Raw genomic sequence first — 15,699 nt, forward strand, 5'->3', positions numbered from 1 at the left:
GAAGCCGGCTGGTCCGCCCCCGAATTCGCGGCCTTTGTCAGCAGCGTGATCGAATCGGGTGTCGATCCGTCGCGGATGGACGGCATCCGGGCGCGGCTGCGCGAACTGGGGCTGGAACCCTATGACGCGCTGTCGCCGCCCCTGATGGACGCCATCGCGACCCATATCGCCAAGCGTTCCGGCGCGCTGGCTGCTTGACGGGCTGCCGATCCCCCCACACAAAACCAAGGGGCCGCGACGCGGCCCCTTCGGCCTTGACCGAACGACCGAACAGGAGAAGTGACAATGAGAACCCGTGCCGCCGTAGCGCTGGAAGCTGGCAAGCCGCTGGAAGTGATGGAAGTCAACCTCGAAGGCCCGAAGGCGGGCGAGGTGATGGTCGAGATCAAGGCCACCGGCATCTGCCACACCGACGAATTCACCCGCTCGGGCGACGACCCGGAAGGCATCTTCCCGGCGATCCTGGGCCACGAGGGCGCGGGCGTCGTGGTCGAGGTCGGCCCCGGCGTCACCTCGGTCAAGCCGGGCGACCACGTGATCCCGCTCTACACCCCCGAATGCCGCCAATGCCCGTCCTGCCTGTCGGGCAAGACCAACCTCTGCACGGCGATCCGCGCCACCCAGGGCCAGGGCCTGATGCCCGACGGCACCACGCGCTTCTCGATGCTGGATGGCACGCCGATCCATCACTACATGGGCTGCTCGACCTTCTCGAACTACACGGTGCTGCCCGAGATCGCGGTGGCCAAGGTCCGCGAGGACGCGCCCTTCGACAAGATCTGCTACATCGGCTGCGGCGTGACCACCGGCATCGGCGCGGTCATCAACACCGCCAAGGTGGAAATCGGCGCCAAGGCGGTGGTCTTCGGCCTGGGCGGCATCGGGCTGAACGTGATCCAGGGCCTGCGTCTGGCGGGCGCCGACATGATTATCGGCGTTGATCTCAACAACGACAAGAAGGAAATGGCCGAGCGCTTCGGGATGACCCATTTCGTCAACCCCAAGGAAATCGACGGCAGCATCGTCCAGCATATCGTCGAGATGACCAAGACCCCCTTCGACCAGATCGGCGGGGCGGATTATTCCTTCGACGCGACCGGCAGCACCAAGGTGATGCGCGACGCACTGGAATGCACCCATCGCGGCTGGGGCCAGTCGATCATCATCGGCGTGGCTGCGGCGGGCGCCGAGATCAGCACGCGGCCGTTCCAGTTGGTCACGGGCCGGGTCTGGAAGGGCACGGCCTTCGGCGGGGCGCGCGGGCGCACGGACGTTCCGAAGATCGTGGACTGGTACATGGACGGCAAGATCGAGATCGACCCGATGATCACCCACACCATGCCGCTGGACGACATCAACAAGGGCTTCGATCTGATGCACAAGGGCGAGTCGATCCGCTCGGTCGTCCTTTACTGATCCTTAAGGGCTGCATAGGTAAGGAAACGGCGGGGCCATGGTCCCGCCGTCGCCATGAGAAACGAAGGAGCAGGCCGATGCGTCACCAGTGGCTGGACGATGACGACGACGACGAACCGGAAGAGGACGACCGGCGCCACGAGGGCGAGAAGGACGGCGGCCTGGGCCTTCCCGAAGGCGACAAGATCGGCAAGCTGTATTTCAAGTCGCGCACGGTGATCGTCGCGGGCACCATCAACGACAAGCTGGCGCAGCGCACCGTGGCGCATCTGCTGGCCCTGGCCGAGGACTCGGACCGTCCGATCAACATGCTGATCTCGTCCCCCGGCGGGCATGTGGAATCGGGCGACATGATCCATGACGTGATCAAGTTCATCCGCCCGACCGTGCGCACCATCGGGTCGGGCTGGGTCGCCTCGGCGGGCGCGCTGATCTTCGTGGCCGCGAAGAAGGAAAACCGCTACTGCCTGCCGAACACGCGCTTCCTGATCCACCAGCCCTCGGGCGGGATCGGCGGCACGTCGTCGGACATGATGATCCAGGCCGAACAGGTCCGCCTGATGCGCGACCGGCTGAACCAGATCTTCGCCGATGCCACCGGCCAGACGGTCGAGCGGATCGAGAAGGACACGCAGCGCGACTTCTGGCTGAACACGCAGGAAGCGCTGGATTACGGATTGCTGGGCCGCGTGATCCGCTCCGTGGACGAACTGGCCTGACGCCAGGGGGCGGGGCGGATTGCCGCCCTGCCCGACCGGGCGGCGGATGCCGTCCCTTTGGTGCAGACGCCCGGATTTGGCATTGCGGCCCGCGCGCGCGCGTCGTTACGTCGCCGCGTCACCGGGCGGCAGCGCGCCCGAACCAGCAGGAGAGACGCGATGAGCCTGGAAACCCTTTCCGAAAACCGCAGCTTCGGCGGCACGCAGGGCGTTTACCGCCACCGCTCGCAGGCGACGAACACCGACATGACCTTCGCGGTCTTCATGCCGGAACTGGTGGCGGGCGAACGCGTGCCGGTGCTGTGGTACCTGTCGGGCCTGACCTGCACCCATGAAAACGCCATGACCAAGGCCGCAGCGCAAGCATGGTGCGCCGAGGCCGGCATCGCCATCGTCTTTCCCGACACCTCGCCGCGCGGCGAGGGCGTGGCGGATGACGAGGCCTATGACCTGGGCAAGGGCGCGGGCTTCTATGTCAACGCGACGCAGGATCCTTGGGCGCCGCATTTCCAGATGTGGCAATACATCGTCCACGAACTGCCGGAACTGGTGGCGGGCAACTTCGCCATCGACCCCGAGGCCATGGGCATCACCGGCCATTCCATGGGCGGGCACGGCGCGCTGACCATCGCCATGACCCATCCCGAACGCTACAAGTCCGTCTCGGCCTTCGCGCCCATCGCCAACCCCACCGAATCCGACTGGGGCCAGAAGCAGCTGACCGCCTATCTGGGTGATGACCGCAGCACTTGGCGCGCCCATGATTCCACCATCCTGATGACCGAGCGCGGCTATCCGGGCGAGGTTCTGATCGACCAGGGCAGCGCCGACCAGTTCCTGGACAAGCTCAAACCCGAGGCCCTGGCCCAGGCCATGACGGCGCGCAGGCAGCCGGGCCAGTTCCGCATGCAGCCCGGCTATGACCACAGCTATTTCTTCGTGCAAAGCTTCATGGCCGACCATGTGATGTGGCACGCCGAACGACTTTTGTAGGGCCTTGCCGATCATTCCCGGCCGCTTTGGCATTTAGCCCTAAGACTTTAGGGCTAAATGCCAAAACCGCGCATTGACGCAAGGGGATGGCGGTCAAAGAGTGGCTGTTGGACGGCACGGGAGGAGGAAGCCCGCTGCCTGCTTCCAACAGCGGAGGAGCACTTCATGAAAAGATTGCTGAACAGCACGGTCGCCGTGCTGCTTCTCACTGGCGCGGCCGCCTATGCCAACGACAGCGTTCTGGCCGAGACGGGCAAGCCGGAACAATGGGCGATCCAGACCGGCGACTATGCCAACACGCGCTATTCCGAACTGGACCAGATCAACCGCGACAACGTGGGCGACCTGCGGGTGGCCTGGACCTTCTCGACCGGGGTGCTGCGCGGCCACGAGGGCAGTCCCTTGGTGATCGGCGACATCATGTATGTCCACACGCCCTTCCCCAACAACGTCTTCGCCCTTGACCTGAACAACGACGGCAAGATCCTGTGGCGTTACGAACCCCAGCAGGACCCCGAAGTCATCGCGGTGATGTGCTGCGATACCGTCAACCGCGGCCTGGCCTATGCCGACGGGATGATCCTGCTGTCGCAGGCCGACACCACCGTGGTGGCGCTGGATGCCAAGTCGGGCGAGGTGAAATGGTCCACCAAGATCGGCGACCCGGCCATCGGCGAGACGCTGACCGCGACCGTGATGCCGGTCAAGGACAAGGTGATGGTCGGCGTTTCGGGCGGTGAATACGGCGTCCGTGGCCGGATGACCGCGCTGAACCTGGCCGATGGATCCGTGGCCTGGAAGGCCTATTCCACCGGCCCCGACGAGGAAATGCTGGTCGATCCCGAAAAGACCACCCATCTGGGCAAGCCGGTCGGCAAGGACAGCAGCCTGAACAGCTGGGAAGGCGATCAGTGGAAGATCGGGGGCGGCTCGATCTGGGGATGGTTCTCCTACGATCCCGACCTGAACCTGGTCTATTACGGAACCGGCAACCCCTCGACCTGGAACCCGTCGCAGCGTCCGGGCGACAACAAGTGGTCGATGACCATCATGGCGCGTGATGCCGATACCGGCATGGCCAAGTGGTTCTACCAGATGACGCCCCATGACGAATGGGACTTCGACGGCGTCAACGAGAACATCCTGACCGACCAGGAAATCGACGGCCAGATGCGCAAGCTTCTGACCCATTTCGACCGCAACGGCTTTGCCTATACGCTGGACCGCGAGACGGGCGAGTTGCTGGTGGCCGAGAAGTTCGACCCGGCCGTCAACTGGGCCACCGGCGTGGACATGGATCCGAATTCGGAAACATATGGCCGCCCCCAGGTCGTGGCCGAATACTCGACCGCCCAGAACGGCGAGGACGAGAACACCACCGGCATCTGCCCGGCGGCGCTCGGCTCCAAGGACCAGCAGCCCGCGGCCTATTCGCCCAAGACCAAGACCTTCTACGTGCCGACCAACCACGTCTGCATGGACTATGAACCGTTCCGCGTCGCCTATACGGCGGGCCAGCCCTATGTCGGCGCCACCCTGTCGATGTATCCGGCGCCCGACAGCCATGGCGGCATGGGCAACTTCATCGCCTGGGACAATATCGAGGGCAAGATCAAGTGGTCGCTGCCCGAGCAGTTCTCGGTCTGGTCGGGTGCCTTGGCCACGGCGGGCGACGTGGTCTTCTATGGCACGCTGGAAGGCTATCTGAAGGCGGTCGATGCCGACACGGGCAAGGAACTTTACAAGTTCAAGACCCCGTCCGGGATCATCGGCAACGTGATGACCTATGTCCATGGCGGCAAGCAGTACATCGGCATCCTGTCGGGCGTCGGCGGCTGGGCAGGCATCGGCCTCGCGGCGGGCCTGACCAACCCGAACGAGGGCCTGGGCGCCGTGGGCGGCTATGCCGCGCTGGGTGATTACACCGAACTTGGCGGGCAGCTGACCGTGTTCGAACTGCCGGGCGAGGCTTCGGCCTCGGCTGAACCGGCGGCTGAGCCGGCGGCGGAACCGGCGCCTGCCGAAGGCGGCACCAGCGGCTAATACTTTCGGCCCGCCCACGCAAACTTGCACTGTGAAACGGTCCCCCCGTGGTTAAGCTGCGGGGGGATTTTACCTGACGAGGGCAGGTAAAAAGGGACTTCTTGGGAGGAATGACAGCATGAAAGCCATCACCAGCCTGACGGCGCTGGTCCTTGGTGCGTCGCTGGCCGCCACGGCCTGGGCGCAGGATACGACGACGGCCCCCGCGGCCGAGGCAGGGGCCGGTGCGGCTGCCGCGGCATCGGGCAATGCGCCCGCAGCCGAAGGCGCGGCGGCGGCTGAAGCCGCGCCCGAGGGAAGCGACGCCCCTGCCGAGATGGCCGGAGGGGCGGCCACCCTTCCCAACGGCATGGACATCACCCCCGTCACGCAGGAAAACGGCCGCTGGTACAATGCCGAAGGTATTCCGACCTTCAAGATCGACGGCAAGGTCGTCGATTTTGCGACTTTCAACGGCTTCCGTCGCTATCATGCCGAATGCCATGTCTGCCACGGACCGGACGGCGAAGGCTCGACCTATGCGCCTGCACTGAAGAACTCGGTGCTGCGGATGGATTACTACGAGTTCCAGGAGGTCGTGGCCTCGGGGCGTCAAGGCACGAACTCGGTCATGCCGGCCTTCGGGACGAACAAGAACGTCTGGTGCTACATCGACGATATCTATGTCTATCTGCTGGCTCATGGGACCGGAGAGATCGGCCGTGGGCGTCCTGCGGAGCGCGGCGAAAAGACCGACGAATACAAGGCGCAGGAAGAATCCTGCATGTCGATGTAAGATGCGCGGGCTTTCGAGGCTGGCGCTGATCCTGGCCTTGTCGGGCACCCTGCCTGTCTCGGCGCAGGTGGCGGATCTGCGGTCAAACACGCAGTTCCGCGTCTGCGCCGACCCGGCCAACGCGCCCATGTCGGTCCGCGACGGGTCGGGGTTCGAAAACAGGCTGGCCCAGGCTTTCGGGGAATGGCTGGGCCGGCCCGTGACCTATACCTGGTTTCCCTCGGGCATGGGCTTCATCGCCAAGACCCTGCGCGAAGGAAAATGCGATGTCGTCATGGGCTATGCCCAGGGCGACGAACTGGTGCAGAACACGAACCATTATTATACCTCGGTCTATGGGATCGTGACGCGCCGGGACAGCGATCTGGCCAAGGTCGATCACCTGTCCGACCCGGCGTTGAAGGGCCACGACCTGGGCGTCGTGGCGGGCACGCCGCCCGCCACGATCATGGCGCGGGCGGGGCTGGCCAAGGACATGCGCGGCGTCGATCTGTTCGTGGACCGTCGGGTCGAGGATCCGGTGGGCGACCTGATCGCGGGCGTCAAGGACGGCACGCTGGATGCCGCCGTGTTGTGGGGGCCCTTGGCCGGGCCGCGCGTCAAGGACGATCCCGACCTGCAGTTCACGCCGCTGCTGAAGGAAACGGCGGGGCCCAAGATGTTCTATCGCATCACCATGGGGGTGCGGCTGCCGGAACAGGAATGGAAGCGGGAGTTGAACAGCCTGATCCGCCGCCACCAGGACGACATCCACGCCATCCTGCGCGATGCGGGCGTGCCGCTGGTGGACGATTACGGCAAGGAGCTGATCCCGTGATCCGCGCGGTCCTGCTGGCACTTCTGCTGGCGGGACCGGTCGCCGCCCAGGTGCCTGAACCGGGCGGCTACCGGGGCGAGCCTTACCGCGCCCCGGTCCCCGCGACCCTGCAAGGCGCCACGGTCATCGACGGCGCGCAGGCGATCCGGCTGCAGGCGGAGGGCGTGCCCTTCCTGGATGTCCTGCCCCGCAAGACCCGGCCCGAAGGGCTGCCCGAAGGCACGATCTGGCGCGAGCCGGTGCATGAAACGATCCCCGGCGCGGTCTGGCTGTGGGATACCGGCTATGACAGGCTGGCCCCCGCCGAACAGGCGCGCCTGGAACGCGGCCTGGCCGAGGCATCGAAGGGCGATCCCGCAGCGCCCCTGGTCATCTTCTGCCGCAGCGACTGCTGGATGAGCTGGAATGCCGCGCGCCGGGCCGTCGCCCTGGGCTATACCGCCGTCCACTGGTTTCCCGGCGGGATCGAGGACTGGCAGCAGGCGGGCGGCGCCCCCCTGGTCAGGGCGACACCTGTCGCCCCGTGAACTGCCCGAAGGCGCGGGGGCCCGAAGGCATGGCGATCTCGGACGTGATGGACAGGCTGGCGGCGTCCAGGATGACCAGCCTGTCCGAATCCCAGTTGGCGACCGCGACCGCCTTGCCATCCGGCAGCGGGCTGATGCCTTCGGGATAGTCGCCGATGGGGATTTCGTCCAGGACATCCAGGGTGACGGGATCGAAGACCGTCAGCGTGCCCGCATACTGGTTGGTGACAAAGCCGCGCCCGCCCGCAAAGCCCACCGCATAGGGGTGGCTGCCGGTGGGGATGCTGCCCGCCAGCCTGCCCGCGCCGGGGTCGATCACCGACACCGTGTCACCCTGCACATCCGCCGTCCAGAACCGCCCGTCATGGAAGGTGATGCCGAAGGGATGCGCGCCCGCCGTCCTGACGCGGTGCAGCAGCGTGCCCGTCGCGGCGTCGAAGATGCTGACCTGGTCGTCGTCGCGATCCGCCGTCGCCACCCAGCGGCCGTCGCCGCTGACCGCCACCCCGGCGGGGGCGGCGCCGGTCGGCACGTCCCAGGCCCTTTGCAGGTTCCGGTCCAGATGGATCAGCCGCGCCCCGAACCAGTCGGTGACGTAAAGCCCGCCCCCCGGTGCTGCGGCCAGGCCAAAGGCGCCTTCGCCCAGGTTGCGGCTGGCCTTCACGCCGCCGCGTTCGTCCAGGACATACAGCCGCCCGGTATCCACTGCCACCACATAGGCGCGCCCCATGGCCGGGTCATAGGCCACAGGCGCGGGCTTTCCGGCAATCGGCGTCTGCGCGAGAACCTGGCCCGTGGCCGTGTCCAGCACCGTCACCATGTCGGCGTTCTGGCTGGTGACAAAGGCCAGATCCCCCGCCAAGGCAGGGGATGCCAGCATCAGGGCCAGCGCAAGGATCCTCACTCGGCCTTGCCGAAGCGTTCGGCCAAGGCATCGAGGCCCGCCTTGTAGATCCCGTTCACCGCCGCCATCGCGGCATCGTCGTTCAGGTTGGCCGGGGGGTCGTTGTTGGGATAGCCGCGATAGAAGCCGCCCTTCCAGACCACCTCGGCATGGCCGTCCTTGTCCTTGACCTGGATGGTCGAGGAATAGTTCGTCACCGGCAGCACCTCGACCGCGACATCGGTGATCATGTACTTGTACTGACGCTTCGCCGGGTCGATGGACATCAGCCTTTCGGTGATGGTCGGATCGCCGCTTTCCGCCTTGAGGTGCAGGACGCGGGTCGATTCCTCGGGGACATCGGCGGGGGCGCCTTCGGGCGTCATGGCGGTGCTGGCGACGGCGGGGTGCCAGCCCATGTCGTCGAACCTGCCGATGACCTGCCAGACTTCGTCGGGGGTGGCGTCCAGGACGACCGATTGTTCGGTCTTCAGCCGCGCCGGCCCGTGCGCCTGGGCCGTCGCGGCAAAGGCCAGTGTCGCGGCGACGGCAAGGCCCAGCATCTTGTGCATCATGTCTCGGGTTTCCTCCTGTGGGGTTCGACCATGCGCCTGGACGCGGGCGGCGTCCATAAGACCTAAGACTGATCCAAATCTTCCCGATGGGGACGGGAACATAAACCGTCTTGCCGGGGGGCGATCCGCGACCCAACATGCGGGCGGGGAGACGCGAAATGTTCAAGGGAATCATGGGACTTTTGGCTGGTGCCTGCGCCTTTGCGGCGCCGGTCATGGCCGAAGCGCAGCCGGCCATGCAGCAGATCCGGGCCGCCGTGCTGCGCGTGGACAAGCCGGGGCTGCCGCCGATTTCGCGGCTGGATCTGCCGGTCGCGGATCTGGGCTTTGCCGGCGCGCGGCTGGCCATCCAGGACAACGACACCACCGGCCGCTTCATGAACCAGGATTTCGAGGCGCTGGAGGTCACCGCCACGCCCGAGACCGCCGCCGCCGCCATGGACAGGATCCTGGCCGACGGCATCCCCTTCGTCGTGGTCCTGGCCGATGACGCGACCACGCTGGCCCTGGCCGACCAGGCGGGCGACCGCGCCATGCTGCTGAACGCCCATGCCCGTGGCGACCGCCTGCGCGGGGCCGATTGCCGCGCCAACACCATCCATGTCGCGCCCAGCCATGCGATGCTGGCCGATGCCCTGACGCAGTTCCTGATGTGGAAGAACTGGCCCGACTGGTTTCTGGTCCTTGGCAGCCACCCCGAGGACGAGGCCCTGGCCGCCGCCTATCGCCGTTCGGCCGCCAAGTTCGGCGCGACGATCGTGGAGGAACGCGTCTACGAGGATACCGGCGGGGCACGCAGCACCGATTCGGGCCATGTCCAGGTCCAGGCGCAGATGCCGGTCTTCACGCAGCGCGCGCCCGATTACGACATCCTGATCGCGGCGGACGAAAGCGACATCTTCGCCCCCTACCTGCCCTATCTCACCTGGGATCCGCGTCCCGTGGCCGGATCCGCCGGTCTAGTGCCGCGAAGCTGGCATCCGGCGATGGAGGCCTGGGGCGGGATGCAGTTCCAGAACCGCTTCGAGGAACTGGCGAACCGCCCGATCCGCGAGGACGACTATCAGGCCTGGCTGGCCCTGCGCATCGTGGGCGAGGCCGCGACGCGGACCCAGTCCGCCGATCCCGCCACCCTGCGCGACTTCATCCTGTCGGATCAGTTCGACGTGGCGGGCTTCAAGGGGCAGAAGCTGACGGTGCGCGACTGGGACCACCAGGTCCGCCAGCCGATCCTGCTGACGACAGGCCCGATCACCACCTCGGTCAGCCCGCAGGACCAGTACCTGCACCAGACAAGCGCGCTTGACACGCTGGGCATCGACCGTCCCGAAACCGAATGTTCCTTTTGAGAGGTTCCATGAGGCAGCTTCTGATCCTGACTCCGGTGCTTGCGTTGCTGGCCGACCCCGCCCTGGCCAACCGCGTCTTCGTCAGCAATGAAAAAGGCAATGACGTGACCGTGCTGGACAGCGAAACGCTGGAGGTGATCGGCACCTATCCGGTCGGCAACCGCCCGCGCGGCATCGCCATCGCCCCCGACGGATCCGAACTTTACGTCTGCGCGTCCGACGACAACCTGGTCCGCGTCTTCGACCCGAACACGATGGAGGAAACGCACAGCCTGCCCTCCGGCCCCGACCCGGAACTGTTCGTGCTGCATCCGTCGGGCAATCCCCTGTATATCGCCAACGAGGATGACAACCTTGTCACCGTGGTCGATGTGAAGACCCATCAGGTGCTTGCCGAAATCCCGGTGGGGGTGGAGCCCGAGGGCATGGGCGTCAGCCCCGATGGCAAGATCGTCATCAACACGTCGGAAACGACGAACATGGCCCATTTCATCGACACCGACACGTTCGAGATCGTGGCCAACGTCCTTGTGGACTCGCGCCCCCGCTTTGCCGAATACAACCACGACGGCACGAAGCTCTATGTCAGCGCCGAGATCGGCGGCACGGTCAGCGTCATCGACCCGGCGACACAGCAGATCGTGAAGAAGATCACCTTTGAGGTGCCGGGCGTGCTGCCCGAGGCGATCCAGCCCGTCGGCGTGCGCGTGACGGATGACGGCAAGAAGGTCTTCGTGGCGCTCGGCCCGTCGAACCGCGTGGCCGTGATCGACGGCGAGACGGACGAGGTCCGGGATTACCTTCTGGTCGGCCAGCGGGTCTGGCAGATGGCCTTCACCCCCGACGAGAAATACCTGTTCACCACCAACGGCAATTCCAACGACGTGTCGGTCATCGATGTCGAGGCCGAGAAGGTCGTCAAGTCCATCCCCGTGGGCCAGCAGCCCTGGGGCGTCGTGGTCGCGCCGAATTGATGCCACCCATTTCCCAAGGAGAATGATATGATCCGTCTGCTGACCGTCCTGATGATCATGGCCGGCCTGTCCGTCCCCGCCGCCGCGCAGGAAACCGCCCCCGCCGCCGAAGGCGCAGCCGCCACCGAGGCCGCCTCCGATCCCGCCGGGGCCGAGGAGGACGATGATGACGACGACGAGGAGGAAGCGGGTGGCGAGGCCGCGGCGGTCTATGAGGCCAAGGGCAAGTTCGATTACGGCTTTTCGGGCATCATGGCGCGCGACAACCGTACCGATCTGGCGCCCCTGACGCTGGCATCCGGCCAGCCGGTCGCGGGCGGCGAATACACGCTGAAGTCGGGCGGATTCTACCGCATCGCCATCAATGCCGACGGCAGCCAGGAACTGGCGCTGTCGGGCGGCGATTTCTTCCGCGCCATCTGGATCAACGAGATCGTCATCAACGACATCGAGATCCGTCCCATGGGCGTCCACAGCATCGAATTCGACAATGCGGGAACGGCGACGATCAGCTTCGTTGCGGTGACGCCCGGACGCTATACATTGTCGGTGCCGGGATCCTCGGGCGAAAGCCAGCAGGCCGTGTTCAACATCCAGTAAGGGAAGGCAATGGGGAACCCCGTTCTTGACTGACCCGGCCGACGCCCTGCGCATCACCGGCCTGTCGCACCGCTTCGGCAGCACTCAGGCGCTGTCGGACGTGTCGCTGGCGGTGCCGCGCGGCAGCTTCACCGCGCTGCTTGGCGTGAACGGCGCGGGCAAGACCACGCTGTTCTCCCTGGTGACGCGGCTTTACAGCAATGTCTCGGGCAGCATCGAGGTCGCGGGATACGACCTGCGCCGCCAGCCCGCCCAGGCCATGGCCCGGTTGGGCGTGGTGTTCCAGAGCCGCGCGCTCGACGCCGATCTGACGGTGGCGCAGAACCTGGCCTATCACGCAGCCCTGCACGGCATCGGGCGGGCCCAGGCGCGCGAGCGGACGGCGCAGGTTCTGGCGCAGGTGGGGCTGGAAAGCCGGGCGCATGACCGCGTGTCCGCCCTGTCGGGCGGGCAAAGCCGCCGGGCGGAAATCGCCCGCGCCCTGATCCACCGCCCCGACCTTCTGCTGCTGGACGAGGCGACGGTGGGCCTGGACGTGAAGTCGCGGGCCGAGGTTCTGGCCCTGACCCGCCGCCTGATCGCGGCCGAAGGCGTGTCGGCGCTCTGGGCCACGCATATCATGGACGAAATCCAGGGGGACGACGACCTGGTGATCCTGCACAAGGGCCGCGTGCTGCAGGCGGGCAAGGCGGCGGCGATCGCCGGGCCAGCCGGGCTGACGCAGACCTTCCTGTCGCTGACCGGGGCCGCCGCATGAGCGACCGCCGCTTTCCCGCGACAGCCTGGGCCACCGCCTTCCGCGGCATCGCCTGGCGCGAGACGCTGCGCTTCGTCCAGCAGCGCGGGCGCTTCCTTGCGGCCCTGGTGCGCCCGCTGGTCTGGCTGTTCATCTTCGCCGCCGGTTTCCGCGCCGTCCTGGGCCTGTCGATCACGCCGCCCTACCAGACCTATGTCCTCTACGAAGTCTATGTGACCCCCGGTCTGGTCGCGATGATCCAGTTGTTCAACGGGATGCAGTCGTCGCTGTCGATGGTCTATGACCGGGAAACCGGGGCGATGCGGACGCTGCTGGTCAGCCCCTTTCCGCGCTGGTTCCTGCTGGGATCCAAGCTGATGGCGGGGGTGATCGTGTCGGTCATCCAGGCCTATGCCTTTCTGCTGATCGCCTGGTTCTGGGACATCCGCCCGCCCGCCTGGGGCTATGTCGCGGTCTTCCCCGCGCTGATCCTGTCGGGGCTGATGCTGGGCGCGCTGGGGCTGTTCCTGTCATCCGCCATCCGGCAGCTTGAGAACTTTGCGGGCGTGATGAACTTCGTGATCTTCCCGATGTTCTTCGCGTCCTCGGCGCTTTATCCGCTGTGGCGGATGCGGGAAAGCTCGCCCCTGCTGCACGACATCTGCGCGGCCAATCCGTTCACCTATGCGGTCGAACTGATCCGCTTTGCGCTGTATCTGGAATGGAACGGGCTGGCGCTTGGCGTCGTCGCAGGCTGCCTTGCGGTGTTCTTCGGTGCCGCCGTCTTCATGTATGATCCCGCCAAGGGCCTTTGGGCCCGGAGGAAGGAGAGGGGATGAAAACCATCGTCGCATTCGCCCTGATGCTGGCCGCAGGCCCGGCCCTGGCCGCAACGGGCGCCGACCCCGACTGGCCCTGCATCCAGCGCAAGCAACCGCATCTGTCGCTGGGCCAGGTCTGGACCGGGCCGGTGCCCGATGCCCAGGTAACGGAACTGGCGCGCGATCCGCAGATCGAGGCTTTGGCCGCGCGGCTGGAACAGCGCCGCCTGCCGCTGGAGGAAGCCGAAACCGCCATCGCGGATTTCGCGAAGGGGACCGATGACGCGCATCTGACCGCGCTGATGGTCGCGATCTTCGACAAGATCGAGCCCGACCGATCCGCCCTGATCGAGGGCATCGCCCGCTATGGCCACAGCCAGGTGGACCTGGCCCGCCGCATCGAGGATCGCCGCGCCGCAATGGCGGATCTGGAAAAGGCCGAGCCGCCCGACTACGACGCCATCGACGCGGCCGAGGAGGCGCTTGACTGGGATCAGCGCGTCTTCACCGAACGCCAGCAGATGCTGACCTATGTCTGCGAAACCCCGGTGATCCTGGAACAGCGCGCCTTTGCCTTGGGCCGGGCGATTGCGGGGCATCTGAGGAATCAGGACTGACCCCGCCCGCGTGATTGGGTACCACCAGAAACAGTGCCATCCTGCGGCCCCGAGAGGCCAGCGCCCGCCGGGGGCAGGGCGGGCGCTGGCCGGGCCTTTGGGGCCCGGCGGCACTTGCGGCACCGGCAGCGCGTGGCGAAGGCGATGGCCTTCGCCCGCCGGATGTCAGCGCGGCTTCACCCCCGGCGCCTCCCACGGCCTCAACTCCGCCTCCATCCATGTCCCATGGGCGGCGTTGGGGAAGACGATCCAGTCCTCGCCGAAGCGGTCCGCGTGATCTTCGGCCAGCCGGTGCTGTTCGTCCAGCGTCACCCCCGCGAAGCAGCCGTGGAAATCGTGCAGCGTGTCGCCCAGGTGCAGGATGATGCGGTGGTCGCGCTCGACCGCCGCGCGGCGTTCCGCCTTGGGCGAGCCGAACAGCAGCACCTGTTCCGCCCGGACCTGCGGCAGGCCCAGGCGCGACAGGGTGGCGATGGTGGCCAGCTTGTTTTCCTCGAACCGGTCGGACACATAGAAGATCGTCACGCCCAGGTTGTCGGCTAGGTGGAAGAAATCGGCCGCACCCGGCAGAAGATGGGGCATCCCTTCGCGTTCCCACAGCTTCCAGGTCTCGAACCCGTCCAGGGCCTCGCCCAGGGCCATGGCATGGGCCATGACGGCGGTGTTGTCCAGGATCGTCTCGTCGATGTCGCTGACCACGGCCAGGCCGTGGCCGGTGCCGTTCGCTTCCACCGCCGCGCGCAGCCGCAGCGTCGCCAGGGCATAGCATTGCCGCTGCAGGGCCTTCACCTCGGCCGAGCGTTGCTGATAGCGGATCGCCATCGCGCGTTCCGACGGATGGTGGCGGCGTGGATGGTCGGTCATCGGCATGTCCCCGGTCTGGCACGGTGGAGGGTGAAGCATTTTCAGCAAAAGTGGATACCGGTTTTGCGTCTGAAAATGCGTATGAACAGTCTTCTACGGCATGTCGGCAATTCCCTGAATTGCCGACATGCCGTAGTAGGTCCACCGCGCCGGAAGGTCAAACCGTGGCTTACCACTCCTCGATGACAGGTTCGGCATCCCATTCGGTCAGGGGCGCCTCGGACCAGGTGCCATAGGCGGCGTTGGGCAGGACGATCCACTCGGTCCCCCATTTCCCGGCTTCCCCCGCCACGGTGGCTTTCTGGTCCTCCAGCGGGGTCTTGCGGAAGCGGGCGTCGAAGTCGTGCAGCGTGTCGCCCAGCAGCAGGACGATCTGGTGGTCGGCCGCGACAAGGTCGCGCCGCTCGACCTTGGGCGGGCCCAGCAGCAGCACCGTCTCGGGGCTGACCTGCGGCAGGCCCAGTTCGGTCAGGGTGGCCAGCGTGTGGTCCTTCTGCTCGTCCGCCCGGTCCGAGACATAGCGGATCGCTACCCCCAGGCTGTCGGCATGGTCCAGGAACTCCTTGGCGCCGGGGATCAGCGTGGGCTTGCCGTCGCGTTCCCAGGGCAGCCAGGTGTCCCAGGCGTCATAGGTGTGGCAGTCGGCCAGGTCGCGCGCCAGCAGGGGCGTGTTGTCGATCACCGTTTCATCCAGGTCGGTCACGACCGCCAGCTTGGCGGGATCGGGGGCCGCCTTGACGGCGGCGTCCAGTTTCTCGGTGGCGATGTTGTAGGCCTGCAGCTGCAGGGCCCGGATTTCCGCCGATTGCTGCTGGAAGCGCAGGCCCATGGCGAATGCCGCGACCGGGCAGTCGGCGGCGGCGGCCTGGCTGTCGGCTTCGGCCGGACTGGCGGCTGCGGTGGTGTCCTGCGCGGCGGCAGGCCCCGCCAGACCCGCCAGCAGGGCGCAGCCCAGGATGGTCGTTCGTGTCATCGTCTTTCCTCCCTTTC

General features: G+C 66.5%; 17 protein-coding genes and 1 pseudogene. 14 read left to right on the forward strand and 4 right to left on the reverse strand.

What is annotated here, in order from left to right:
* The 8 genes and pseudogenes from AAIL68_RS07530 to AAIL68_RS07565 all read left to right on the forward strand — a co-directional run.
* Positions 1–198 (forward strand): annotated as a pseudogene (locus tag AAIL68_RS07530) (aldehyde-activating protein); the annotation flags it as partial.
* Between the two features lie 87 nt (positions 199–285).
* A complete protein-coding gene (locus tag AAIL68_RS07535; protein ID WP_347139090.1) occupies positions 286–1,416 on the forward strand; it encodes an S-(hydroxymethyl)glutathione dehydrogenase/class III alcohol dehydrogenase in 1,131 nt (376 codons plus the stop codon).
* 77 nt (positions 1,417–1,493) lie between these two features.
* The gene (locus AAIL68_RS07540; protein ID WP_347139091.1) at positions 1,494–2,135 is read left to right on the forward strand and encodes an ATP-dependent Clp protease proteolytic subunit; all 642 of its coding nucleotides are present in this window, start codon (positions 1,494–1,496) and stop codon (positions 2,133–2,135) included.
* Positions 2,136–2,294: 159 nt separating this feature from the next.
* Positions 2,295–3,128, forward strand: coding sequence for an S-formylglutathione hydrolase (gene fghA / locus AAIL68_RS07545; RefSeq protein ID WP_347139093.1), 834 nt, complete (start codon positions 2,295–2,297; stop codon positions 3,126–3,128).
* A gap of 165 nt (positions 3,129–3,293) precedes the next feature.
* The gene (locus tag AAIL68_RS07550) at positions 3,294–5,171 is read left to right on the forward strand and encodes a methanol/ethanol family PQQ-dependent dehydrogenase (protein WP_347139094.1); all 1,878 of its coding nucleotides are present in this window, start codon (positions 3,294–3,296) and stop codon (positions 5,169–5,171) included.
* 118 nt (positions 5,172–5,289) lie between these two features.
* A complete protein-coding gene (locus AAIL68_RS07555; RefSeq protein WP_347139095.1) occupies positions 5,290–5,946 on the forward strand; it encodes a c-type cytochrome, methanol metabolism-related in 657 nt (218 codons plus the stop codon).
* A gap of 1 nt (position 5,947) precedes the next feature.
* Positions 5,948–6,763 carry a substrate-binding domain-containing protein gene (locus tag AAIL68_RS07560; RefSeq protein ID WP_347139096.1) on the forward strand — a complete coding sequence of 272 codons (816 nt, stop codon included), beginning with the start codon at positions 5,948–5,950 and terminating at the stop codon, positions 6,761–6,763.
* Positions 6,760–7,290, forward strand: coding sequence for a PQQ-dependent catabolism-associated CXXCW motif protein (locus AAIL68_RS07565; RefSeq protein WP_347139097.1), 531 nt, complete (start codon positions 6,760–6,762; stop codon positions 7,288–7,290). Before AAIL68_RS07560 ends, AAIL68_RS07565 begins: the two co-directional genes overlap by 4 nt.
* Here AAIL68_RS07565 and AAIL68_RS07570 read toward each other — a convergent pair.
* Positions 7,265–8,194 carry a PQQ-binding-like beta-propeller repeat protein gene (locus tag AAIL68_RS07570; RefSeq protein WP_347139098.1) on the reverse strand — a complete coding sequence of 310 codons (930 nt, stop codon included), beginning with the start codon at positions 8,192–8,194 and terminating at the stop codon, positions 7,265–7,267. The two genes, AAIL68_RS07565 and AAIL68_RS07570, sit on opposite strands and share 26 nt — an antisense overlap.
* The gene (locus AAIL68_RS07575) at positions 8,191–8,745 is read right to left on the reverse strand and encodes an SRPBCC family protein (RefSeq protein WP_347139250.1); all 555 of its coding nucleotides are present in this window, start codon (positions 8,743–8,745) and stop codon (positions 8,191–8,193) included. Before AAIL68_RS07575 ends, AAIL68_RS07570 begins: the two co-directional genes overlap by 4 nt.
* 218 nt (positions 8,746–8,963) lie before the next feature.
* On the opposite strand from AAIL68_RS07575, the gene AAIL68_RS07580 reads away from it, so the two are divergent.
* The 6 genes from AAIL68_RS07580 to AAIL68_RS07605 are packed head-to-tail and all read left to right on the forward strand — an operon-like array spanning position 8,964 to position 13,845.
* Complete coding sequence (locus AAIL68_RS07580) at positions 8,964–10,097, forward strand: ABC transporter substrate-binding protein (protein WP_347139099.1); 1,134 nt, start codon at positions 8,964–8,966, stop codon at positions 10,095–10,097.
* 8 nt (positions 10,098–10,105) lie between these two features.
* Positions 10,106–11,071 carry a YVTN family beta-propeller repeat protein gene (locus AAIL68_RS07585; RefSeq protein WP_347139101.1) on the forward strand — a complete coding sequence of 322 codons (966 nt, stop codon included), beginning with the start codon at positions 10,106–10,108 and terminating at the stop codon, positions 11,069–11,071.
* Positions 11,072–11,098: 27 nt separating this feature from the next.
* Positions 11,099–11,671 carry a hypothetical protein gene (locus tag AAIL68_RS07590; protein WP_347139102.1) on the forward strand — a complete coding sequence of 191 codons (573 nt, stop codon included), beginning with the start codon at positions 11,099–11,101 and terminating at the stop codon, positions 11,669–11,671.
* Positions 11,672–11,696: 25 nt separating this feature from the next.
* Complete coding sequence (locus AAIL68_RS07595; protein ID WP_347139103.1) at positions 11,697–12,428, forward strand: ABC transporter ATP-binding protein; 732 nt, start codon at positions 11,697–11,699, stop codon at positions 12,426–12,428.
* The gene (locus AAIL68_RS07600) at positions 12,425–13,246 is read left to right on the forward strand and encodes an ABC transporter permease (protein ID WP_347139104.1); all 822 of its coding nucleotides are present in this window, start codon (positions 12,425–12,427) and stop codon (positions 13,244–13,246) included. Before AAIL68_RS07595 ends, AAIL68_RS07600 begins: the two co-directional genes overlap by 4 nt.
* Positions 13,243–13,845 (forward strand): hypothetical protein, encoded by a 603-nt coding sequence (locus tag AAIL68_RS07605; protein WP_347139105.1) that lies wholly within the window; start codon positions 13,243–13,245, stop codon positions 13,843–13,845. The genes AAIL68_RS07600 and AAIL68_RS07605 overlap by 4 nt, the downstream gene beginning before the upstream one ends.
* Before the next feature lie 165 nt (positions 13,846–14,010).
* On the opposite strand, the gene AAIL68_RS07610 is transcribed toward AAIL68_RS07605, so the two are convergent.
* Both AAIL68_RS07610 and AAIL68_RS07615 read right to left on the reverse strand, forming a co-directional pair.
* Positions 14,011–14,709 (reverse strand): HAD family acid phosphatase, encoded by a 699-nt coding sequence (locus AAIL68_RS07610; protein ID WP_347139107.1) that lies wholly within the window; start codon positions 14,707–14,709, stop codon positions 14,011–14,013.
* A 169-nt stretch (positions 14,710–14,878) separates the two neighbouring features.
* Positions 14,879–15,682 (reverse strand): 5'-nucleotidase, lipoprotein e(P4) family, encoded by an 804-nt coding sequence (locus tag AAIL68_RS07615; RefSeq protein ID WP_347139108.1) that lies wholly within the window; start codon positions 15,680–15,682, stop codon positions 14,879–14,881.
* Between the last annotated feature and the right edge of the window lie 17 nt (positions 15,683–15,699).

It is taken from the genome of Paracoccus sp. SSK6 (assembly GCF_039770665.1).
Taxonomy (GTDB): Bacteria; Pseudomonadota; Alphaproteobacteria; order Rhodobacterales; family Rhodobacteraceae; genus Paracoccus.